The 22,331-nt window shown below is 64.9% G+C and carries 18 protein-coding genes; 11 read left to right on the top strand and 7 right to left on the bottom strand.

Annotation, left to right across the window (positions count from 1 at the left end; translation table 11 throughout):
- Positions 1 to 6: 6 nt before the first annotated feature.
- From AC50X7_RS00700 to AC50X7_RS00710, 3 genes are all read right to left on the bottom strand, one after another.
- Complete coding sequence (locus AC50X7_RS00700) at positions 7 to 2,019, bottom strand: M3 family metallopeptidase (protein WP_494977312.1); 2,013 nt, start codon at positions 2,017 to 2,019, stop codon at positions 7 to 9.
- A 154-nt stretch (positions 2,020 to 2,173) separates the two neighbouring features.
- Positions 2,174 to 2,926, bottom strand: a complete 753-nt coding sequence (locus tag AC50X7_RS00705) for a type 1 glutamine amidotransferase (protein WP_494977313.1) — start codon at positions 2,924 to 2,926, stop codon at positions 2,174 to 2,176.
- Complete coding sequence (locus tag AC50X7_RS00710) at positions 2,923 to 4,215, bottom strand: MurT ligase domain-containing protein (protein WP_494977314.1); 1,293 nt, start codon at positions 4,213 to 4,215, stop codon at positions 2,923 to 2,925. Before AC50X7_RS00710 ends, AC50X7_RS00705 begins: the two co-directional genes overlap by 4 nt.
- 91 nt (positions 4,216 to 4,306) lie before the next feature.
- Here AC50X7_RS00710 and pdxT point away from each other — a divergent pair, with 91 nt between their 5' ends.
- From pdxT to AC50X7_RS00755, 9 genes are all read left to right on the top strand, one after another.
- Complete coding sequence (gene pdxT / locus AC50X7_RS00715) at positions 4,307 to 5,017, top strand: pyridoxal 5'-phosphate synthase glutaminase subunit PdxT (RefSeq protein WP_494977315.1); 711 nt, start codon at positions 4,307 to 4,309, stop codon at positions 5,015 to 5,017.
- A gap of 3 nt (positions 5,018 to 5,020) precedes the next feature.
- A complete protein-coding gene (locus tag AC50X7_RS00720; protein ID WP_494977316.1) occupies positions 5,021 to 5,776 on the top strand; it encodes a YebC/PmpR family DNA-binding transcriptional regulator in 756 nt (251 codons plus the stop codon).
- Between the two features lie 86 nt (positions 5,777 to 5,862).
- Positions 5,863 to 6,441: a crossover junction endodeoxyribonuclease RuvC gene (gene ruvC / locus AC50X7_RS00725; RefSeq protein ID WP_104044563.1), complete on the top strand. Its 579-nt coding sequence runs from the start codon at positions 5,863 to 5,865 to the stop codon at positions 6,439 to 6,441.
- A gap of 100 nt (positions 6,442 to 6,541) precedes the next feature.
- Positions 6,542 to 7,186 carry a Holliday junction branch migration protein RuvA gene (gene ruvA / locus AC50X7_RS00730; RefSeq protein ID WP_494977317.1) on the top strand — a complete coding sequence of 215 codons (645 nt, stop codon included), beginning with the start codon at positions 6,542 to 6,544 and terminating at the stop codon, positions 7,184 to 7,186.
- The gene (gene ruvB, locus AC50X7_RS00735; protein WP_494977318.1) at positions 7,179 to 8,267 is read left to right on the top strand and encodes a Holliday junction branch migration DNA helicase RuvB; all 1,089 of its coding nucleotides are present in this window, start codon (positions 7,179 to 7,181) and stop codon (positions 8,265 to 8,267) included. The genes ruvA and ruvB overlap by 8 nt, the downstream gene beginning before the upstream one ends.
- A 241-nt stretch (positions 8,268 to 8,508) precedes the next feature.
- Complete coding sequence (gene yajC, locus AC50X7_RS00740) at positions 8,509 to 8,904, top strand: preprotein translocase subunit YajC (RefSeq protein WP_494977808.1); 396 nt, start codon at positions 8,509 to 8,511, stop codon at positions 8,902 to 8,904.
- 103 nt (positions 8,905 to 9,007) lie between these two features.
- Positions 9,008 to 10,768 (top strand): protein translocase subunit SecD, encoded by a 1,761-nt coding sequence (gene secD / locus AC50X7_RS00745; RefSeq protein ID WP_494977319.1) that lies wholly within the window; start codon positions 9,008 to 9,010, stop codon positions 10,766 to 10,768.
- Positions 10,768 to 11,790 (top strand): protein translocase subunit SecF, encoded by a 1,023-nt coding sequence (gene secF / locus AC50X7_RS00750; protein WP_307094935.1) that lies wholly within the window; start codon positions 10,768 to 10,770, stop codon positions 11,788 to 11,790. Before secD ends, secF begins: the two co-directional genes overlap by 1 nt.
- 131 nt (positions 11,791 to 11,921) lie before the next feature.
- Positions 11,922 to 14,312, top strand: a complete 2,391-nt coding sequence (locus AC50X7_RS00755; protein WP_494977320.1) for a RelA/SpoT family protein — start codon at positions 11,922 to 11,924, stop codon at positions 14,310 to 14,312.
- Here the strand turns inward: AC50X7_RS00755 and AC50X7_RS00760 are convergent.
- From AC50X7_RS00760 to AC50X7_RS00770, 3 genes are all read right to left on the bottom strand, one after another.
- The gene (locus AC50X7_RS00760) at positions 14,193 to 14,930 is read right to left on the bottom strand and encodes a hypothetical protein (RefSeq protein ID WP_494977321.1); all 738 of its coding nucleotides are present in this window, start codon (positions 14,928 to 14,930) and stop codon (positions 14,193 to 14,195) included. The two genes, AC50X7_RS00755 and AC50X7_RS00760, sit on opposite strands and share 120 nt — an antisense overlap.
- Positions 14,931 to 15,041: 111 nt before the next feature.
- A complete protein-coding gene (locus tag AC50X7_RS00765) occupies positions 15,042 to 16,631 on the bottom strand; it encodes a DUF349 domain-containing protein (RefSeq protein ID WP_494977322.1) in 1,590 nt (529 codons plus the stop codon).
- A 66-nt stretch (positions 16,632 to 16,697) separates the two neighbouring features.
- Positions 16,698 to 17,510 (bottom strand): peptidylprolyl isomerase, encoded by an 813-nt coding sequence (locus tag AC50X7_RS00770; protein WP_494977323.1) that lies wholly within the window; start codon positions 17,508 to 17,510, stop codon positions 16,698 to 16,700.
- 229 nt (positions 17,511 to 17,739) lie between these two features.
- Between AC50X7_RS00770 and hisS the strand changes: the two genes are divergently transcribed.
- The gene (gene hisS, locus AC50X7_RS00775; protein ID WP_494977324.1) at positions 17,740 to 19,113 is read left to right on the top strand and encodes a histidine--tRNA ligase; all 1,374 of its coding nucleotides are present in this window, start codon (positions 17,740 to 17,742) and stop codon (positions 19,111 to 19,113) included.
- Between the two features lie 23 nt (positions 19,114 to 19,136).
- On the opposite strand, the gene AC50X7_RS00780 is transcribed toward hisS, so the two are convergent.
- Positions 19,137 to 20,381, bottom strand: coding sequence for an APC family permease (locus AC50X7_RS00780; RefSeq protein ID WP_494977325.1), 1,245 nt, complete (start codon positions 20,379 to 20,381; stop codon positions 19,137 to 19,139).
- Positions 20,382 to 20,491: 110 nt separating this feature from the next.
- On the opposite strand from AC50X7_RS00780, the gene aspS reads away from it, so the two are divergent.
- A complete protein-coding gene (gene aspS / locus AC50X7_RS00785; protein ID WP_494977326.1) occupies positions 20,492 to 22,270 on the top strand; it encodes an aspartate--tRNA ligase in 1,779 nt (592 codons plus the stop codon).
- The last annotated feature ends 61 nt before the right edge of the window (positions 22,271 to 22,331 follow it).

A 22,331-nucleotide genomic window follows, 5' to 3' on the forward strand; every position in this document is an offset into this window, starting at 1 on the left:
GCGGGGTTAGTCGAGGCCGCGGCGCTTTAGCAGGGGCTCCAGCCTGGCTTCACGGCCTCGGAGGGTCTTGAAGGAATCCAGGGGGTCGCGGCTGTTTCCCCGGGACAGCAGCTCCCGGCGGAAGCGTTCACCGTTGGTCCGGTTGAGGCCTCCGTTCTCTGTGAACCAGTCCACTGTTTCGGCATCCAGCACCTCGCTCCAGATGTACGAGTAGTAGCCTGCCGCGTAACCGGCACCGGCGAAGACGTGCTGGAAGTATCCTGTGCGGTAGCGCGGCGGAATCAGGGCATGGGCAATGCCGGCTGCCGCCAGGGCCTTGTCCTCGAAGGCAACGGCGTCCTGCGGTACCTCGGTGCTCCCCAGGACATGCCAGGCCAGGTCCAGCAGCGCCGCCCCCAAATACTCCGTGGTGGCAAACCCCTCGCCCCAGAGCCGTGATTCATTAAGTTTGTCGACGATGTCCTGCGGAAGCGGCTCCCCGGTGGCGTGGTGCTTTGCGTAGTTGGCCAGCACCTCCGGCCACATAATCCACATCTCATTGACCTGGGACGGGTACTCTACGAAGTCCCGGGGGACCGACGTGCCGGAAAACCGCGGGTAGGTCACGTTGGAAAACAGTCCATGCAGGGCATGTCCGAACTCGTGGAACGTAGTCCGCAGCTCATCCAGGGTCAGGAGCGCAGGTTCGCCTGCCGGCGGCTTGGAGATGTTGAGGTTGTTGATGACTACAGGCTTGGTCCCCAGCAGCGACGACTGTTCCATCAGGGAATTCATCCAGGCGCCGCCCCGCTTGGACTCACGGGTGTAGTAGTCGCCGAGGAACAGGCCAAGGGCGGTGCCGTCCTCGTTCCGGACCTCCCAGACACGCACATCCGGGTGGTAGCCGGAAAGGTCCTCCCGCTCGTGGAAGGTGATGCCGTAAAGCGTGGTGGCAGCGAAGAAGACCCCGTCCGTGAGGACCCGGTCCAGCTCGAAATAGGGCCGAAGGGCCTGCTCGTCCACGTCGTACTTTTCGCGGCGGACCTTGGCCGAGTAGTACGCCCAGTCCCAGGCCTCCAAGGGGTGTCCGGCTGCCTCAGCTAGAGCCGCGGCCTCGTGGTCCGCGTTGCGGACCGCCGCGGGCGCCATCCGGTTCAGCATCGACTGGACCGACTCAAAATCGGGTGCGGTCTGGAGGTCCACCACGAGTTCGGCGTAGTTGGCGAAGCCCAGCAAAGCAGCTTTTTCGGCGCGCAGGCCCGCCATGGACCGGGCGAGTTCGAGCACGTCGAGGTTCCCGCCGCTGCTGCCGCGGTCCACGGACGCCTCAAACAGCCGACGCCGGATGTCGCGGTTCTCCAGCGCGGCAAGGGCAGGCTGGTTGGTCGGCTGGATCAGGGTCAGGAGGAACTTCCCTTCGTGTCCTGCTGCCCGGGCCGCTTCAGCGGCACCCGCCACGTCGTCGGCCGGCAATCCCGCCAGGTCGGCGGAGTCCTCGAGCAGGAGGGCCGCGGACTTCATGGCCTCCTTGACGCGCTGGCCGAATTCGGTTCCCAGCCGGGAGAGTTCGGCGTTGAGCACCCGGAGCCGCTCCTGCCCTGGGCCATCCAGTTGGATGCCGGACTGCCGGAATTCCTTCAAATATTCGTCCACCAGGCGGGCCTGCTCCGGGTCAAGACCGGCCACATCGATGGCGGCGAAGCGTTCGTAGAGTGGCTTGTTCAGGAACACTTCGTCCTGATGGGCTGAGAACCGCGGTGAGAGCTGGGTTTCAAGATCCCGGATGTCCTCGGAAGCGTCGGCAGAGACAAGCGTAAAGAAGGCGGCGGCAGTCCGCTGCAGCAGCAGGCCGGAGCGCTCCATCACCACAGCAGTGTTGTCGAAGGTAGCGGGATCGGGATTCTCGGTGATCGCCCGGATTTCCGCCAGATGCTCAGCGAATCCTGCCTCTGCCGCTTCGGCGAAGTGGGAAGGCTCAATTTCCGTGAACGGTGGCAGAGCGAACGGAAGCGTGCTGGGAGTGAGCAGGGGGTTTGTCATAACGCAAATCTTCCATACGGGTCACGCCATCACAACGACCCTCAAATGCTCGTGGCGGCCTGGCACTTTACCTACAATGAGCGAGGGGGAAGGCCCCTTCTCTGCGTACCCGTCGTTCAACGTTCCGCCGTCGGCTTGCTGCACGTTGTGCGGGTCAGCGCGGGCGGCGGGCCGCGTGTTCCCTGGCGAGTTCCGCGAACCGGTCGTTCGGCTGCCCGGGGTCAAAAGACCCGAATTTTCGCTCGGCGGCGGTGCGGATCAGGAAGTCGGCAATGGCCGGGTTCTTCGGCAGCAGCGAACCGTGCAGGTAGCTCGCCACGATGTTGCGGTAGCGGGCGCCTTCGTGGCCATCGCTGCTGTTGTTTCCGGTGCCTTTGGCCACGGTACCGAGGGGGCGGACGCCGTTGCCGAGGGAGGTCTGGCCACTGTGGTTCTCGTAACCCAGCACCTCGCCAAACTCCGGCGTGGCCACCTTGACGTTGCCGATCAGGCGCTCATCAGTGCCGTGGGTTTCAACGTCAAGGACGCCGATGCCGGGGATGACCGCCCCGGTGCGTGTTTTGAAGAACCTTCCGAAAAGCTGGTACAGCCCGCAGATGACCAGCATCGGGGCGCCGTCCTCGGCCAGGTCCTTCAGCACTCCCGCGCGTGCCTGCAGGTCGTCCTGGATCACCAGCTGGCCGCTGTCCTGGCCGCCACCGCCCACAATGATGTCGACGTCCTCCGGGAAGGGGTCGCCGACGTTGTATTCGAGCAGCTCCGGCGTGTAGCCGTGCCACCTGATGCGCTGTTGGAGGACCAGGGCGTTGCCCCAGTCGCCGTAGATGTTCATGTCGCGCGGGTAGAGCTGCACCACCCGGATGGTGCCCTTGCTCTCCTGCGCCGGGTCGTTGCCTGCGTGGCTCAAGAGACAACCTCCACGGTGGTGATTTTGGACAGCTCGCGGCGGATGGCCAGCATTGCGGTGTAGGTGCAGAAGATGCGCTTCGGCTTGCCTCGGGCCTCCCTGATGAAGGCGGCAAGGGCCGGCGCAATCTCGGTCTCGACCCCGCCGATCCGTACTTCGTCATACTGCAGGCGCAGGGCCATGTCGTAGGCGCGGGAGCCGGTCACCTGGTCCACTCCGCCCTCGCGCAGTGAGTCGAATTCAACATCCCAGAGCCAGGACATGTCGCGGCCGTCGGCGTAGTTGTCGTTGATGGCGATCATGGTGGCGTAACCGCCGGCGGGGAAGGATTTCAGGCCGAGCCGGAACCCGCTGGGGTTCTTGACCAGGACGAGGTCCAGGGGCTGGCCGTCCACCGTCAGGCTTTCGCCGCGTCCGAACGCGGGCGCAACCTGGGCGAGTGCCGTCAGCAGGGTGTCGTGGTCGGCGGTGGCAGCGCCGCCGCCGCAAATGCTCCGCGCGAGGGTCAGCGCCGCGGCAGCATTGAAGATGTTGTACACGCCGCGCAGCTTCATCCCGGTGGAGACCGTCACGCCGTCGTACTCAAATTCAGCGGTGTCCGCACCTACTTTGCGGAGTACGACGTCGGCCGCGGGCTTCTCCGGCAGGCCTGCCGGAGCGGGGCTTCCGGGAGCGGCGCGCATGTCGTCGTCGTTCGGGAAAGTGCCCAGCAGTGAATCGTCCAGGCCAAAGTACTTGACGTCCTGCCCGGTGAGGGTGGCGGCAATCCTGGCTACACGGGGGTCCTCGCGGTTCAGCACCACAGCCCCGGTGGTCTTGGCGGCGATGTGCTGGAGCAGCTGTGCCGTCTTGTCGATCTCGCCGAACCGGTCCAGCTGGTCGCGGAGGACGTTCAGCAGCAGGCAGTACCGGGGCGGGACGCTGTTGACGAAGTGCACGGCGTGGGCCTCGTCCAGTTCCAGGACAGCGATGTCGGCGTCGAGCCGGCCGCGCCAGTCCACCTCACCCAGCAGCGCGGCGGCCACACCGCGGGTGAAGTTGCTGCCCGTGCGGTTGGTGAAGACCTTGAGTCCCTGGCTCTCCAGCAGCTCCACCACCATTTTGGTGGTGGTGGTTTTGCCGTTGGTGCCGCTGACCACGGCGACGCCGTGGGGGAGCGTGGTGAGCGTCCGGCGCATGAAGCCGGGATCGATTTTTTCGACCACGAGCCCGGGCAGGGCAGAACCGCCGCCCCGTAGCCGGGACACCCGGCGAACCAGCTTGCCGAGCGGAACACTGAAGTAGAGCATTGTTCGAATATATCCCAGCAAGGGCATGGAACGGCCGTCGGGGTGTGGTTACCGGCCCGGTAAGGAAGGCTTGGCCACGTATGCTGGGTGGATGACAAATTCCCCTTCAGCGCCTTTGGCGCGCCTTGGCTCCGGCCTCCGGATCGGCGTGCTGGCGCTCCAAGGTGACTTCCGCGAGCACCTCCGCGCCGTCGAGGCAACCGGCGCCGAGGGTGTAGCCATCCGCCGCCCGAAGGAACTGGACGGCCTGGACGGGCTGATCATTCCCGGCGGGGAATCCACGGCAATTGACAAGCTCGCCCGCGCCTTCGAGCTGGCTGAGCCCCTCCGGGAACGCATTGCCGAAGGCCTGCCTGTGTACGGTTCCTGCGCCGGCATGATTCTGCTTGCATCGGACATTGCCGACCCGGCCACTGACCTTTCCGGAGCACCGCAACAGACCTTCGGGGGCCTGGACATCACCGTGCGGCGCAACGCCTTCGGCCGGCAGCGCGAGTCTTTCGAAACCGACCTGGACTTTAAGGGACTGGATTTCAGCGCCACCGATTCCGGCGTTCCTCCTGTCCACGCCGTCTTCATCCGGGGCCCCTGGGTGGAACGCGTAGGCCCCGATGTGGAGATCCTGGCCCAGGTGGAACCGGCGGATCCGGAGCACGCGTCCCACGCAGTCCCGTTGCCGGGGACGGCTAGAATTGTTGCAGTGCGTTCCGGCCACCTGTTGGCCACCTCCTTCCACCCGGAAGTGACTGGGGAAAAACGCGTACACGAACTTTTTATCCGCATGATCAGAGGAGAAGCGTAAAGCATGTCAGGCCACTCCAAATGGGCAACGACCAAGCACAAGAAGGCCATCCTCGACAGCCGCCGTGCAAAGTCGTTCGCCAAGCTGATCAAGAACATCGAAGTCGCTGCCCGCATGGGCGGACCGGACCTCTCCGGCAACCCCGGCCTTGAGCTCGCCGTCACCAAGGCCAAGAAGACCTCCGTCCCGGCTGACAACATCGACCGCGCCATCAAGCGCGGCGCCGGGCTCACCGGCGAAGTGGTTGACTACACCGAGATCATGTACGAATGCCGGGGCCCGCAGGGTTCGGCGCTGCTGATCGAGTGCCTGACGGACAACAAAAACCGCGCGGCGTCGGAAGTCCGGTTGGCCATTTCCCGCAACGGCGGCACCATCGCCGATCCCGGCTCGGTCAGCTACCTTTTCAGCCGCAAGGGCGTGGTGTCCCTGCCGAAGAAGGACCTCACGGAGGACGACATCCTGATGGCTGTCCTCGATGCCGGTGCAGAGGAAGTCAAGGACAACGGCGATTCGTTCGAAATCCACTCGGAGCCTACCGACCTGCAGGCCGTCCGCGATGCCCTCAAGGATGCAGGGATCGAGTACGACACGGACGAGGCCGAGTTCGTTCCGTCCATGGAAGTGCCCCTGGACCTGGAGGCGGCCAGGAAGTTCATGAAGCTCGTGGATGCCCTGGAGGACCTCGACGACGTCCAGAACGTCTACAGCAACGCCGACCTCAGCGACGAAGTCCAGGCCGCCCTGGAATCCGAGTGACGCCCGGCCTTGCCCGCTGAATCCGGCTTGCCTGCTCGGGCCTGGGTGCGCGCAGAATCCTGCGCGCCTGCTGTCATCGGGTGCCCGTGACGCTGCGCGTACTGGGGGTTGACCCAGGGCTCACCCGCTGCGGCATCGGGGTTGTGGACGTGGAACGAAACAGGCGCGCCACCATGGTGGCCGTCGGCGTGGTGGGAACCTCGCCGGAGGAAACGCTGGACCAGCGCCTCCTGGTGATCGCCCTGGCCATCGACGAGTGGCTGGACCGCTACGAACCCCAGGTCCTCGCCGTCGAACGCGTCTTTTCCCAGCTCAACGTGAGCACGGTGATGGGCGTTGCCCAGGCGTCCGGCGTGGTGATTGCCGCCGCTGCGCGCCGCGGCATCCCTGTGGCGCTGCACACTCCGTCGGAAGTCAAAGCTGCCGTCACCGGCAGCGGCAACTCCAACAAGGACGCGGTGACCAAGCTGGTCACCAAAATCCTCCGGCTGGACGCGCCGCCCCGCCCGGCCGACGCCGCCGACGCCTTGGCGCTGGCCATCACTCACGCCTGGCGAGCAGGCAGCGGTGCGGCCGTTGCCACCACCGGGCCGGGGAGTTCTTCGCTGACGCCGGCTCAAAGAGCGTGGGCCGAAGCCGAAGCGAAGGTGCGGCGCGCACGTTGATTGTCCTGGCTGCTTGCTAGGGTATTCGTAAATATGTTCGGATAGCCGGTCCAGCCCTCTTCCCAAATGGCAGCCCGGCAGTACACCAGGAGCCAGGCCCTTGATCAGTTTCCTCCGCGGAACCGTAGCTCACGTTGGGCTGTCCACGGCCGTCATTGACCTCAACGGCGCGGGAATGAGTGTCAACGCCACGCCGCAGACCCTCAGCGGGCTCCGCACGGGGGAGGAGGGCCAGCTTTATACGTCCCTGATCGTCCGGGAGGATTCGCTTACCCTCTTCGGCTTCGCGTCCGACGACGAGCGTGAGGTTTTCGATGTCCTGCTCAGTGTGAGCGGGGTGGGCCCACGGCTGGCTTTGGCGGTTCTCGCAGTGCACGATCCCGAGGCCATCCGGGTGGCGGCACACACAGAGGACAGCAAAACGTTCACCAAAGTGCCGGGAATCGGCCCGAAGGTGGCCGGCCGGATCGTCTTGGAGCTCGCCGGAAAGCTGGTTCCGCATGGCTCCGCCGGTGCAGCCAATGCACCCACCGCTGCGGAAGCTGCCTGGAAGCCGCAGGTAGTCGCCGCCATGACCAGCCTCGGCTGGTCCGAAAAGGACGCTTCAGCGAGTATCGACAAGGCACTTGCCGATGATCCGGAGGTCTCTTTCCGCGGCAACGTACCGGAGATCCTGCGGACCACCCTTCGCTGGCTGGGCCAGGACGGGGCACGTGCCGGCAACCGCGTAGGCAGCCGTGGCTGAACCGTCCGTGGTGGCGGCGGGGGAGGAGCCGGAGGAGCGGGCCATCGAGGCCGCGCTCCGGCCCAAGAACCTGCACGACTTCGTAGGACAGCACCGGGTCCGCAAGCAGCTGTCACTGGTGCTGCAGGCCTCCCGGATGCGGGGCCGGAGCGCGGACCACGTGCTGTTTTCCGGTCCGCCGGGCCTGGGCAAGACCACGCTGGCCATGATTGTTGCGTCCGAAATGAACGCCCCGCTGCGGATCAGCAGCGGCCCCGCCATTCAGCATGCGGGAGACCTCGCGGCCATCCTTTCCTCCCTGTCGGAGGGCGAAGTCCTGTTCCTTGACGAGATCCACCGCATGTCCCGGCCGGCCGAAGAAATGCTCTACATGGCCATGGAGGACTTCCGCGTGGACATCGTGGTGGGCAAGGGGGCCGGCGCTACAGCGATTCCGCTCGAACTTCCGCCGTTTACCCTTGTGGGGGCGACCACCCGGGCCGGCCTGCTGCCCGGGCCGCTGCGCGACCGCTTCGGCTTCACCGGGCATCTGGAGTTCTATTCCGTTGCCGAGCTCGAGCTTGTCCTGCGGCGCTCCGCGGGACTGCTGGACCTCAAGGTCAACTCCGCAGGCTTCAGCGAAATCGCGGGACGTTCACGCGGCACACCCCGTATCGCCAACAGGCTGTTACGACGGGTACGGGACTGGGCGCTGGTCCACGGCATCGATCAGATCGACGCGCGGGCGGCATCCGCTGCCCTGGACATGTACGAAGTGGACAAAAAAGGACTGGACCGGCTGGACCGCTCGGTGCTGGAGGCACTGATTACGAAGTTTGGCGGCGGCCCTGTCGGGCTCTCCACCCTCGCCATCGCCGTCGGGGAAGAAACCGAGACCGTGGAAACCGTTGCCGAACCCTTCCTGGTCCGGGAGGGGCTACTGGGCCGGACGCCCCGGGGCCGGATCGCCATGGCTCCTGCCTGGACCCACCTCGGCTACGCCATCCCTTCCGGCGTTTTCGGGCAGGAGCCGCTGGACCTCTTCGAAACCGCCGGCGGGGACGCCGAGGGCACGGCAGGCTGGGCCCCGGATAGCCAATAACAGGCTCCCTTCAGTTTTTCCCTTTAGACTGGTATGACGCTCGGCACGTTCGGGTCTTTGTTCCCGCAGGCAGCACTACCGGCAGCCCGTGGACGGATGGCGCAAGTTCGTGCCAGGCCACACGTTCAAAGCGGACGGCGCTGTCAATCAGCTCTACGCAAGTACAGAATGGAACTTCCCCGTGTTCGGACATATCACTGCCCAGACCACCACTACGCAGCCCGGCGGCGGCATTGACATCATGTCGATACTGCTGTTCGCCATGCTCGGCGTCTTCATCTTTATGATGTTCCGCCGCAACAAGAAGACCCAGCAGCAGCAGGCGACGCTCCAGTCCCAGTTCGCCCCGGGCGTTGAGGTGATGACAAGCTTTGGCCTGTTCGGCCGCATCGTCGACATCGACGATGAAGAGAACAAGGTCACGCTGGAACTTTCCCCGGGCAACCTGGCCACCGTGCACCGCCAAGCCGTCACCAAGATCGTGGAGCCCGCAGCAACGCCGGAAGCTGTTTCCCCCGCCGTGCCGGATGACGCTTCATCCCTCACCGCCCAGGAGACCGGAAGCACCGGTTCAACGGCTGAAACGCCGGACGAAACCCTCAAGCGCCTCAATGATGAGGGCAAGAAGGACAACTAGTCCGGCTGGTTCTTTTACAACACCTCTACGGCTGCGGAACGCCGCCGGTGCCAGCGACAAGCACGCACCGGCGGTTCCTCCGTGAATAAGAGAAAGATCAACAATGGCACGAACTGGTTCTAAGAAACCAGGCCTCAGGGTCCTGGTCTGGCTCGGCGTAATCCTCGCCGTGCTGACTGCCGTCCTTGCGGGCGGCACCATGGCCGGCCAAGCGAGCTGGGCGCCCAAACTGGCGCTCGACCTCGAAGGCGGCACCCAGATGATCCTGGCGCCGAAGGTGGAGGGCGGTTCGGATATCAATGAAGAACAGCTCAACCAGGCTGTGGCGATCATCCGCCAGCGCGTGGACGGCTCCGGTGTCGCTGAAGCAGAAATCAGCACGCAGTCGGGGCGCAACGTGGTGGTCAGCCTTCCCGGTACCCCCTCGACACAGACGCGCGACCTGATCCAGGCCTCCGCCGACATGAACTTCCGCCCCGTCCTCCTCAACGGAGCGGGCGCACCGGTCCCGCAGGAGTCGCGGGCCCCTGAGGACCAGCTGCCCAAGCCGGCGGCGGAACCCACCAACGGCAGCGACACCAACTGGATCACCCCGGAGATCTACCGGCAGTTTGAAGCCCTGGACTGTGACAACCCGGCCCAGGATGAGCAGGAACGTTCGGATCCGGCCAAGCCGTTGGTCACCTGTGAGCCCGCTTCCGAAACGAACCCTGCCGTCAAGTACATCCTCGGCCCCGTGGAGGTCAAGGGCAGCAACATCGTCACGTCCTCCTTCCAGCTTCAGCAGGGCGCGCAGGGTGCCGTCACGAACGAGTGGGCCGTCAACATCCAGTTCGACGACGAAGGCACAGCCAAATTCAAGGAGGTCACCGAACGGCTGAACCAGTTCTACGTGGCTGCCGGCGGTGACACGGGCAACGACCCGAAAGCCCAGTTCGCCATTGTGCTGGATGACCAGGTCATCTCTGCTCCCCGCTCGCTCGCCGTCATTACGGACGGCCGCCCCCAGATCACCGGCGGCTTCACGGAGCAGAGCGCGAAGGCCCTGTCGGACCAGCTTCGGTTCGGCGCACTGCCCATCAGCTTCGAAATCCAGAGCGAGCAGCAGATCTCCGCCACCCTCGGTGGGGAACAGCTGCGCATGGGCCTCCTTGCGGGCGTGATCGGGCTGCTGCTGGTGGTGGTGTACTCGCTCTTCCAGTACCGCGCCCTCGGATTCGTGACCATTGCCTCGCTGGTGGTGGCCGGCATCCTGACCTACCTCGCCATCGCCATCCTGGGCTGGACCGAAAACTACCGGTTGTCCCTGGCGGGCGTGGCCGGCATCATCGTCGCCATCGGCCAGACGGCAGACTCGTTCATCGTCTACTTCGAGCGCATCCGTGATGAGCTCCGTGAGGGACGCGGCCTGGTGTCCGCCGTCGAAAACGGCTGGAAGCGGGCCAAGCGGACCGTCCTTGCCTCCAAGGCCGTCAACCTTCTTGCGGCCCTGGTCCTGTACTTTGTGGCTGTGGGCAACGTCCGTGGCTTCGCCTTCACGCTGGGGCTCACCGCCATCGCCGACCTCATTGTGGTGTTTATGTTCACGCACCCCACGCTGCAGCTGCTGGCGCGTACGAAGTTCTTTGGTGAGGGCCACCGACTGTCCGGCCTTGACCCCAAGCGCCTGGGCGCTGTACCGCTCTACCGGGGTGCAGGCCGTATCCGTACCCCCGAAGACAAGCCCGCAGCAGTGGTCCCCGCCAAGAACGCAGGTGCCCTAGCCGAGGCAGAACGCCGGATGACCATTGCCGAACGCCGGATGGCGCAGAAGCAGGAGCAGCTCGCAGGCTCCTCGAAGTCTGCAGCGAAGGAGAACAAGTAATGCCAAGCTTCGCTAATTTCGGCAACGAGCTCTATACGGGCAAGCGCTCCTATAACTTTGTGGGCGCCAAGAAGATTTGGTTCCTCATTGCGGCGGTAGCCGTTGCCCTGTCCATCCTGATTCCGGTGGCCAAGGGCGGGTTCAACCTCGGCATCGAGTTCCGTGGCGGCTCCGAATTCACGGTCTCGAACGTAAAGACCACTGACGCTGCGGTGGGCGAAAAAGCCGTTACCGATGTGGTGGAGGGCAGCGTGCCGCGCGTTGCCAACGTGGCGGGAACCACTATGCGGATCCAGACCGACAAGCTCACCGATGACGAGACCCTCCGGATCAAGGAGGGCTTGACCTCTGCCTATGGCGTTACGGACAACGAGGTGACGTCAACCTTTGTGGGGCCGACGTGGGGTGCTGACGTGACCAAGCAGGCACTGATCGGCCTGGTGATCTTTGTGCTCCTGGCCGCGGTGCTGATGGCGTTGTACTTCCGCACCTGGAAGATGTCGCTTTCGGCTATTGCCGGCATGGCCGTCACGATGTTTGTCACCGCCGGGGTGTATGCCCTCAGTGACTTCGAGGTTACCCCGTCCGCCATCATCGGGTTCCTGACTGTCCTGAGCTACTCGCTCTATGACACAGTGGTGGTATTCGACAAGATCCGCGAGAACACGGCCGACCTGGACGCATCAACCCGGCGCACCTTTGCTGAGGAAGTCAACCTCGCCGTGAACCAGACCCTGGTCCGCTCGATCAACACGATGATGGTTGCAATCCTCCCCGTCGGTGCCATCCTGTTCATCGGCGCAGGCCTGCTGGGCGCGGGAACGCTGCGCGACCTCTCGCTTGCGTTGTTCGTTGGCATCCTCATTGGAACTGCGGCCACGATCTTCATCGCCGCCCCCATGTATGCCTGGCTGCGCCAGAACGAGCCCGACCTGGTGAGGCAGGCCAAGCGCGTGGAGCACCGCCGGGCCGAGTCCTCTTCAAGGTCCGGATCAACAGCGGTGGAGCCAGCCCAAGCCTAAGCCGTCTCCGGGGCCGGGCAGTGTCAGGACCTTGACGCTGCCCGGCCCGTCGTGTTTTAAGAGGCCGGTTTAATAAGTCCGTGGCCTGAGGAATAGACTGAAGTAATTAAACGGTGGTGAGGGGTGCTTCATTGGAAGAACGTTCGGCGTCGGTGCCAACGGCACAAGGAGATAAAAGTCCCGCCGGTCCGCAGACCGGAGTGGCCGCTTCCGCGCGCTCAGGTTCTTTGGTCCCCGTGGACAACTCCGGTTCCCGCCCCACGTTCCCAGGCCGGCGGGAACGCACCCGCTCCAGGCTCGCCCGCCTGACGGGACGTGGCACAGCAAATTACTCGCCCATCCTCGAGCCTCTTCTGAGGACCGTCAGGGCCAACAATCCCAAAGAGGATTTCGACCTGATCCAACGCGCTTTCGACGTGGCGGAACAAAGCCACCGGGGGCAAAAGCGCAAGAGCGGTGATCCCTACATCACCCATCCGGTGGCAGTGGCCACCATCCTCGCCGAACTGGGACTGAGCGGAACTACCCTGGCGGCGGCCCTCCTGCACGACACCGTGGAGGACACCCCCTACACACTTGCCGATCTGAAGCGTGACTTCGGCCCCGAAGTGGCCATGCTTGTTGACGGCGTGACCAAACTGGACAAGGTCAGCTTCGGGGAAGCAGCCCAGTCCGAGACTGTACGCAAGATGGTCGTGGCCATGGCCAAGGACATCCGCGTGCTGATGATCAAACTGGCGGACCGGCTCCACAACGCCCGCACATGGCGCTTTGTCTCCGCCGAATCTTCGGCCCGCAAGGCCCGGGAAACCCTGGAAATCTTCGCCCCGCTGGCCCACCGCCTGGGCATGAACACCATTAAGTGGGAACTCGAGGACCTCTCCTTCGCTGCCCTTTATCCGAAGGTGTACGAAGAGATTGTCCGCATGGTGGGGGACAGGACGCCTGAGCGGGAGAAGAGCTTGAGCGTCATCCGGGACCAGATCACGGAGGATCTCCGCACCGCCAAGATCAAGGCAACCATTACCGGCCGCCCTAAGCACTACTACTCGATTTACCAGAAGATGGTTGTCCGCGACAAGGACTTCGACGACATCAACGACCTCATGGGTGTCCGGGTCCTGGTGGACTCCGTCCGGGACTGTTACGCGGCCCTCGGCTCCATGCATTCGCGTTGGAACCCGCTGCCCGGCCGGTTCAAGGACTACATCGCGATGCCCAAGTTCAACATGTACCAGTCGCTGCACACCACGGTGATCGGTCCCGGCGGCAAGCCGGTGGAGATCCAGATCCGGACCCACGAGATGCACCGCCGCGCCGAGTACGGCGTCGCCGCGCACTGGAAGTACAAGGACCAGCCCAACCGCACGGCTGTTGGCCCCGGCAGCCCCCGTGACGGCGACATGGGCTGGCTGCGGTCCCTGGTGGACTGGCAGCAGGAAACCTCTGATCCCGGCGAGTTCCTTGATTCGCTGCGGTTCGAGATCAACGCCCGTGAGGTGTTCGTTTTCACCCCCAAGGGTGAGGTCATGGCCCTGCCGGCCGGGTCCACCCCCGTGGACTTCGCCTACGCCGTGCACACCGAGGTGGGACACCGGACCATCGGCGCCCGGGTGAACGGGAAACTGGTTCCGCTCAACAGCGAACTGAACCACGGTGACTGGGTGGAGATTTTCACCTCCAAGGCCGAAGGTGCCGGACCCAGCCAGGACTGGCAGCACTTCGTCAAGAGCGCCAGGGCCCGCAACAAGATCCGTCAGTGGTTCAGCAAGGAACGCCGTGAAGAGGCGATCGACCGCGGCAAGGAACTGCTGACCCGGGCCATGCGGAAGCAGAATCTTCCGCTGCAACGCCTGATGACACATGAGGCCCTCGCCGCGGTGGCCCAGGAATTCAAGTACGTTGACATTTCCGGCCTCTACGCCGGTGTGGGCGACGGGCATACCTCCGCACAGTCGGTCATGGAGAAGCTCGTCGAAAGCCTTGGCGGCAATGAGAGCACCGATGATGACATCACCGAAGTCAGCGTCCCCACCCAGGTCACCAAGGCGCGGTTCTCCGATTCCGGCGTTGTGGTCCGCGGCGTCGGCGACGTCTGGGTAAAGCTCGCCCGTTGCTGCACTCCCGTGCCGCCAGACCCCATCCTCGGTTTTGTCACCAGGGGATCGGGCGTGTCAGTGCACCGCACAGACTGCACCAACATCTCGGACCTGAAGGACCAGCCGGACAGGATCGTCGACGTGGACTGGGCACCGACGCAGTCCAGCGTGTTCCTGGTGGAGATCCAGGTGGAGGCGCTGGACCGCAAATCGCTGCTCTCCGACGTCACGCGTGTTCTGTCCGAAAACCACGTCAACATCCTGGCTGCCAGCGTCCATACTTCCACGGACAGGGTGGCCATCTCAAAGTTCGCCTTTGAGATGGGGGACCCCAAGTACCTGCACCACGTCCTCAGTGCGGTCCGCCGCATTGACGGGGTTTTCGACGTCTACCGCACCACCGGGAACAAGCGCCGGACCTAGCCGGGCCAACTTCTCCAATGCGGCTTTTTTGTGGGGAACCCGCGGGCTCGCCTCTATTGCAAGAACCAGCAGGCGCAGGCGCACGTCGTTCTGCGGCCGGGCGAGCAGTCCCTCCAGGGTGGGGATGGCGCGTTCGGCCTCCACGTGGAGGGCGACGTCGAGTGCAGTCCGGAGGGGACTGGACACCATCAGGCCGCCGAGGCTGACGACGTCGAAGGGGCCAAGCTTCACCTCATGCAGGGTGCAGCCCCTGGTGTTCCGTAAGCTCGATACCCGCCGTTTGGAGTCCACCAGGAGGGCAAGCCGGTCCGGCTCACCGGCGCAGCCGTAGATCCACGCCGCGGTCATCCGGCCCGCTACTACCCGCTGGCGCACAGCCGCCGGCACGGCTCCCGCTGCTGCGCGTGCTCGCAGCTGCGGAGAAGCCTTGGCTCCCGGGACTGTGTAGCCGTGTTGGTGGAAACGTTCCAGCAGGCCGTCCGAGGCTAGGGTTTGTAACTCCGGAGAGGCGAAGGGCATGCCGGGGGCGTACAACTCAGGAAAACGGGGTGCTGCTTCTCCACCCTGGACATGGTCCTTGCCGTGGGTGGCGGAGGGAGGAGGTGAGGGAATCGCCATTCATCCATCCTGCCGCCGCAGCCCTTAACAGGCACAGGCCCGGTTCCGGGTATGTGGATAACCGGAGCCGGGCCTGCCAAGAGCGGCCGCCTGATGAGTCAGGCAGCAGGCTTAGGACAGTTCGCTGGCCGAGCGCTGGATCTGGTCGAGCCAGGCCTGGCGTGCTTCCAAGGCCTCCTGTGCAGCTTTGATCTTGCGCTGGTCGCCGGTTTTTTCGGCCTTGGCCAGATCATCCTGCAGTCCTGCAATAGCGGACTCCAGCTGGGAGAGGGCGCTGTTGGTGCGTGCCTTCCGCTCGGGGTTGGACCGCTGCCACTGCTCTTCTTCAGCGTGCCGCACCGCATCCTCTACCTTCCGCAGTCCAGCCTCGATGCGGCCCATGTCCGCGCGGGGGACCTTGCCAGCCTCTTCCCAGCGGTCACGAACGGACTGCAGGGCCTTCTTGGCAGCTGTCAGGTCCTTCACCGGCAGGATTGCGTTGGCCTCCGTCAGGAGGGCTTCCTTGACCGTGAGGTTTGCCGCGTACTCCTGGTCGATCTCGTCGTTGGCGGCCTGGCGGTTTGTGAAGAAGACGTCCTGGGCGGCGCGGAACCTTGCCCACAGGGCGTCGTCGTCCTTGCGGCTGGCCCGCGGTGAGGCCTTCCACTGGTCCATCAGGCGGCGGTACTCGCCGGCGGCGAAACCCCAGTCAGTGGAGGTTGACAGTGCCTCGGCTTCGGCGATCAGCTTCTCCTTGGCGGACTTGGCAGCGGAGTTGTTGCTGTCCAGCTGCGAGAAGTAGGCACGGCGGTGGCGGTCGAAGACGGTGCGGGCTGCGCGGAACCGCTTCCACAGGGCGTCCTCATTGCTGCGGCCCAGCCGGACTCCGCTCTTCTGGGCAGCCTTCCAGCTCTCGAAGAGTTCGTTCATCCTGGAGCTGGAGGTCTTCCACTGCGTCTGGGCCGGATCCTGGCCGGAAATCTGCTCGGCTTCGGCCACAATCGCCTCGCGGGCGGCGAGCTCAGAGGCGCGGACGGCGTCATGCTCAGCCTTCTCCGCCTTTTCCAGTTCAGCGATCTGGGTGGAGAGCTTGTCAAGGCGCGCCTCGGCCGACCGGAGGTCGCCCACCATGTTGCGCTCGGCCAGCTGCTCGCGAAGGTGCGTGACGGTCTTCTGCATGTCGGTGCTCGGAGCCTTGGAGCTCACGCGCTGCTCGAGCAGCACAATCTGGGCCACGACGTCGTCGTACTTCCGGGCGAAGTAAGCCAGGGCTTCGTCATCGCTGACGTCCGGGTACTGGCCCACGGGGTGCTCGCCGCCGTCGATGGTCAGGAAAACGTGTCCGTCGCCCTCAACGCGTCCCCATTTTGAGGCTTCCTCCAAGGACGTGGAGGGGACTGCGGCGGCTGGTGCTGCCACAGGTGCGGCGGCGGGCTTGGGGCGGGAGGCGAAGGCGGCCGGGGAGGGCGCGGGGCGGCGGGCCGGAGCCGGGGCACTGCTTTCGGGTGCGTTTTCCACGGGGGCTTCCGCAGCCGGCGCGTTGCTTTCCTGAGCGTTTTCCACGGGGCTTTCCGCTGGCGGAGCGCTGCTTTCGGGTGCGTCCTCCGCAGGAGCTTCCGCTGCCGGGGTGGTGGCTGCTTCAGATGCTGCCTCGTCGGCGGCGGGTGCCGCCGTCCCGGTCAGGTCTGTTGCTGTTTCGTCGGATTTCTGACTGTCTGTCACCGCTAAAAGTCTTTCGCTTGAAGGAAAATACTCAGGTCCTGCGCCGCAGCTCCGTGGCCGGGCCTCCTACTTCAGAGAAAACGAGTCTATCGTGACTGGTTCAACAGGTGCGCCGTCCGTGTCGCTGCTGCCCGGCGTAATTCCGGCAGCAGCTATATCCGAAACCACATCGAGGCCGGATGTCACCCTTCCCACCACCGTGTAGCCGCCGGCAGAGTCGGCCGGGATGACTGTGTCCTTGTAGACGATGAAGAATTGTTTGCCGTTTCCAAAGGCGTTGTTTCCCGTGCGGGCGACGGCCACAGTTCCGGCCGGATAAATATTGTCAGCGGGGGTGTTCTCCAGGGGTCCCCACGTGTAGGCAGGATCGCTTTGGCCCTCAGGGCCGGAGGCGCCGCACTGCAGCACCCCGAAGGTCTCACCCGTGGTGAGTCGGTGGCACGTTTTCCCGTTGTAGTAGCCCTCGTCGCTGAGGGACTTGAAAACAGCGGCGGCCTGCGGGGCTTTCGCACCGTTCAGCTCCACAGCGAGGGCAGAACCGTTGATGACCAGGTCACCGGTGAAGGTTTTGCCCGCAGCCGTTTCGGCAGCCGGAATATTCGGGCCGTTGGTCGCCTGCGCCGTGGGACTTGCAGATGCGGAGGCGGACGGGCTGGTCAGCCCCGCCTCGGCGGCGGCGAACTCCTCCTCGGTCGGGTTCCCGGCAAAAGCAGTGAACTGGAGTACGACGGCGAGCACCACGGCGGCGGTTCCGGCGCCGGCGGCAATGATGTTGTCCCGCCTGCGCCGCTTCTCCTGGTCCCGCCGCAGTTCGCGCTTGGCTTCCATCTGCTGGATGCGACGCTTTGCTTCGCGGGCGCTGCGTGAACTGGCCGCCAAGGGTCCTCCTTATGTGTCGGGCTGCTGCACGGCGGGGCGCGAGGCCCCGGGCGCAGTTGTCTGACGGCCTAGCCCTGCCGGTCCGCCGCATTAGAGATGCTGGCGGATGACGCATAAACTGACTGCCGCACATAGTTTATGCATGACTGGCTGGACTGCCGCCGTTCCTGGCCCGTTTCGGGATGCCGGGCAAGTCCCAGGCACTTCACCAATGAGGAGAAAATCCACCATGGCACGCACCGCCTCCCTGTCCGGATTCCCCGAGTGGCTTCCCGAGGAGCGGCTGGTGGAGCTGCATGTGCTGGACACGCTGCGCCGGGTGTTCGAGCTGCACGGTTTCGGTTCCATCGAGACCCGTGCCGTGGAAACAGTGGGGCAGTTGCTGCGCAAGGGTGAAATCGACAAGGAAGTGTACGGTCTCAGCCGCCTCCAGGAGGACGAGAGCGAGAACCCTGTCAAGGGTGGGAAGGCCGATCCGCACGCACTTGCCCTGCACTTTGACCTCACCGTCCCGTTCGCCCGGTACGTGGTGGAAAACGCTGGCTACCTCGCCTTCCCGTTCCGGCGTTACCAGATCCAGAAGGTATGGCGCGGTGAGCGTCCGCAGGAGGGCCGTGCCCGTGAGTTCACGCAGGCGGACATTGACGTGGTGGGGGACGGCGACCTGCCTTTCCGGTATGACGTCGAGATTGCGCTGGTGGTTGCCGAGGCCCTGAGCGCCCTTCCCATCCCGGACTTCCGCCTGCGGATCAACAACCGCAAGCTCGCGGAGGGCTTCTACCGCGGCATTGGGCTGGAGGACACGGCCGGCGTGCTGCGGAGCATCGACAAACTCGAAAAGATCGGCCCGGACAAGGTGGCTGACCTGCTGAAGGCCGAGCTGGGGGCCACCGACGAACAAGCCCGGAAAGCCCTGCAGTTGGCTGCGATCCGCACCGAGGACACGTCCTTTGTGGCACAGGTTCAGGCGCTGGGCGTCAGCAATGAGCTGCTGGATGAAGGCCTGAATGAGCTGGAACAGGTCATCGAGGCGGCCGTCCAGCGTGCCCCCGGCAAGGTGGTGGCTGACCTCAGCATCGCCCGCGGTCTGGACTACTACACCGGCACCGTGGTGGAAACCGTTTTGGTGGGCCACGAGCAGCTCGGCTCCATCTGCTCTGGCGGCCGCTACGATGCACTGGCTTCAAAGGGCAACCGGAAGTTCCCGGGGGTGGGCCTTTCAATCGGCGTCACGCGGCTGGTCTCCCGCATCCTCAGCCAGGATCTGGCCAAGGCTTCACGCTCCGTTCCCACCGCCGTGCTGGTTGCCCTCACCTCCGACGACAGCTGGAGTGCGGCGCAGGACGTAGCCGCCCAGCTCCGGAGCAGGGGAATTGCCACGGAAGTAGCGGCAAAGGCCGAAAAGTTCGGCAAGCAGATCAAGTTCGCTGACCGGCGAGGCATTCCTTTCGTCTGGTTCACGGACGACGACGGCACCCACCAGGTTAAGGACATCCGCACCGGCGAACAGGTGGTGGCGTTCCCGGAAACCTGGACCCCGGCGCCCGAGGATCTCGCCGTCCAGGTGGCCGCAACCAACCAAGTGGCCGCAGCAGCCGTTTAGCCCGTCCGCGCCGCCGTACGACGCTAGCGGCGGAGGCGCAGCACCAGCCAGCGTCCCGCCACGCCAATGGCCAGGACCGCCGTCATGGTCAGCACGGAGGCCGGGGGAAGCGTGAAGGCCAGCAGCAGGCAGGCAACGAAGCCGACCGCGTTCAGCCACTTGGGTGCATACCCCGGGTGCGGCTTCAGCGTGTAGGCAGAGGCGTTCGCTACGGCGTAATAAACAAGAACGCCGAAACTTGAAAAGCCCACCACAGTCATGACGTCGGCGGTCAGCAGAAGCAGGATAACGACGGCGGCCACGGCGACTTCCGCAACGTACGGAACAGTGTGCTTTCCGCCCACCCGGGCCAGCGGCCGGGGAAGGTCCCGCTCACGCGCCATGGCCAAGGTGGTGCGGCCCACCCCGGTAATGAGAGCAAGGAGCGCGCCCAGGCACGCGGCTGCAGCACCCGCCTGCACTGCCGGCGCGCCGGCCGCCAGTTGTGACTGCAGCACGGCTTCCAGCAACGGGGTCTGCGTGGCCGCCAGTTGTCCGCCGGGAAGGTGGTTGAGCAGCAGCAGCGCCAGCGCCAGGTAGATGGCGAAGGCGGCCGCCAGCGCGGCAAGGATGGCCCGCGGGATGGAGCGGGAAGGGTTCTTGACTTCCTCTCCCAGCGTGGCAATGCGGGCGTAGCCGGCGAAGGCGAAAAAGAGCAGGCCGGCAGCCGGCAGCACGCCGACCGGCCCGCCCGGGGAGCCTGGCGCCAGTGTAGCCGCAGCCGGATGCGGTCCAACAATCGCCGCGACAGCGACGAATACCAGCGTGGCCAGCACCACGCACAGCAGGATCCTGGTCAGCAGGGCCGTCCGGGTGATGCCCAGCAGGTTGACCACCGTTAATGCCACCACCGCCGAGATGGCCACCGGTACCGCGTAACCGCCGGCCGCATAGGTGCCGAACGTGAGCGCCATCGCCGCGCATGAGGCGGTTTTCCCGGTGACAAAACCCCAGCCCGCCAGGAACCCTGGCCACTCGCCGAGCTGTTTGCGGCCATACACGTAGGTTCCGCCGCTCGTGGGATGCTTCGCGGCCAGTGCAGCGGACGCCACGGCGTTGCAGTACGCCACAGCCCCGGCAACCACCACCGAAAGTACCAGGAGATTCCCGGCCAGCGCGGCGGCGGGCGCGAAGACGACGAACACACCGGCGCCCAGCATGGAGCCGAGTCCGATGGTGGTGGCATCGAAGGTGCCTAGCCTTCGTTGCAGTTGCTGATGCGCGCTCATGCGGTGACAGTCCCTTTGCAGCGGGTAAACTCGAACGGAATCGTTCCCTGAACGATCCTATTTAACTTTGCTGTTATCTTCCCGCTGTTACCCCCGCAGAAAGGCGTGCTGTGCTGCGCACACATGACCTCGGATCCCTTCGTTCCGAGCACATTGGACAAACCGTAACCCTGGCTGGCTGGGTGGGCCGCCGTCGTGATCACGGTGGCGTGGCCTTCGTTGACCTGCGCGATGCTTCCGGCGTCGCACAGGTTGTGGTCCGCGAGGAAGAAGTTTTCCATGGCCTGCGCAACGAGTATGTCCTACAGATCACCGGCACCGTCTCCAAACGGCCGGAGGGCAATGAGAACCCTGCCCTGGCCACGGGCGAGATCGAGGTCATGGCGGACAAGGTGGTCATCCTCAACACTTCTGAGCCCCTGCCGTTCCAGATCGACGAGCACGTTGAAGTGGGCGAGGAAGCACGCTTGAAGCACCGCTACCTGGACCTCCGCCGGCCCGGCCCCGCACGCAACCTCCGGCTGCGGTCAGAAGCAAACCGGGTGGCCCGTGAACTGCTGCACCAGGATGGCTTCGTAGAGGTTGAAACCCCCACGCTCACCCGTTCGACGCCGGAAGGCGCCCGCGACTTCGTGGTCCCTGCCCGCCTTGCCCCGGGTTCGTGGTACGCCCTGCCGCAGTCCCCGCAGCTTTTCAAGCAGCTCCTGCAGGTGGGCGGCTTCGAAAAGTACTACCAGATTGCGCGCTGCTACCGCGACGAGGACTTCCGTGCCGACCGTCAGCCGGAATTCACCCAGCTGGACATCGAAGCCAGCTTCGTGGACCAGGACGACATCATTTCGCTCGGCGAAAGCATCGTTAAGGCACTGTGGAAGCTGATCGACGTCGAGATCCCGACTCCCATTCAGCGCATCACCTACGCGGACGCCATGGCCCGGTACGGTTCGGACAAGCCCGACCTCCGCTTCGGCGTGCAGCTGACCGAACTTACCGAGTTCTTCAAGGACACGAACTTCGGCGTCTTCAAGGCTCCGTACGTCGGCGCCGTCGTGATGCCCGGCGGTGCCTCCCAGCCGCGCCGCACCCTGGACGGCTGGCAGGAATTCGCCAAGCAGCGCGGCCACAAGGGGCTGGCATACGTCCTGTTTAAGGAAGACGGCGAGCTCGCCGGTCCTGTCGCCAAGAACCTGACCGACCAGGAGCGCGAAGGCCTGGCCGACGCCGTAGGTGCCAAGCCCGGTGACTGCATCTTCTTCGCTGCAGGCGAGAAGTCCGCGGCCCGTGCCCTCCTCGGCGCTGCCCGTGTCGAAATCGGCCACCGCACCGGCCTGATCGACCCCAACGCCTGGGCCTTCTGCTGGGTGGTGGACGCGCCCATGTTCGAACCGGCAGCCGCAGCGGTGGCGTCCGGGGATGTGGCCGTTGGCGCCGGCAAGTGGACGGCCGTCCACCACGCTTTCACCTCGCCCAAGCCCGAGTTCCTGGACACGTTCGACCAGGACCCGGAGTCGGCTCTGTCCTACGCGTACGACATTGTCTGCAACGGCAACGAAATCGGCGGCGGATCCATCCGTATCCACGAGCGCGATGTCCAGGAACGGGTTTTCGAACTGATGGGCCTGGACCGGGAGGATGCCCAGACGAAGTTCGGCTTCCTGCTGGAAGGCTTCAAGTACGGCGCCCCTCCGCACGGCGGCATCGCTTTCGGCTGGGACCGCGTGGTGGCACTGCTGGCAGGTGTTGAGTCCATCCGCGACGTCATCGCTTTCCCAAAGACCGGCAACGGCTATGACCCCTTGACGGCGGCCCCGGCCCCGATCACGCCGCAGCAGCGCAAGGAAGCAGGCGTGGACTTCAAGCCGGGTGCCAAGCCCGCCGAAGGCAAGTAAGTATTACCCGTGTGACCTGAAGGCCTTCCCGGCAGGGAGGGCCTTCAGGTTTATCCGAAGA

The organism is Pseudarthrobacter sp. Hb11 (genome assembly GCF_059383655.1).

Bases quoted from the DNA above. Each gene is read 5' to 3' on its own strand.
- AC50X7_RS00700 (WP_494977312.1), bottom strand. From the start codon at position 2,019: ATGACAAACCCCCTGCTCACTCCCAGCACGCTTCCGTTCGCTCTGCCA.
- AC50X7_RS00710 (WP_494977314.1), bottom strand. From the start codon at position 4,215: ATGCTCTACTTCAGTGTTCCGCTCGGCAAGCTGGTTCGCCGGGTGTCC.
- pdxT (WP_494977315.1), top strand. From the start codon at position 4,307: ATGACAAATTCCCCTTCAGCGCCTTTGGCGCGCCTTGGCTCCGGCCTC.
- AC50X7_RS00720 (WP_494977316.1), top strand. From the start codon at position 5,021: ATGTCAGGCCACTCCAAATGGGCAACGACCAAGCACAAGAAGGCCATC.
- yajC (WP_494977808.1), top strand. From the start codon at position 8,509: ATGTCGATACTGCTGTTCGCCATGCTCGGCGTCTTCATCTTTATGATG.
- secD (WP_494977319.1), top strand. From the start codon at position 9,008: ATGGCACGAACTGGTTCTAAGAAACCAGGCCTCAGGGTCCTGGTCTGG.
- secF (WP_307094935.1), top strand. From the start codon at position 10,768: ATGCCAAGCTTCGCTAATTTCGGCAACGAGCTCTATACGGGCAAGCGC.
- AC50X7_RS00760 (WP_494977321.1), bottom strand. From the start codon at position 14,930: ATGGCGATTCCCTCACCTCCTCCCTCCGCCACCCACGGCAAGGACCAT.
- hisS (WP_494977324.1), top strand. From the start codon at position 17,740: ATGGCACGCACCGCCTCCCTGTCCGGATTCCCCGAGTGGCTTCCCGAG.
- AC50X7_RS00780 (WP_494977325.1), bottom strand. From the start codon at position 20,381: ATGAGCGCGCATCAGCAACTGCAACGAAGGCTAGGCACCTTCGATGCC.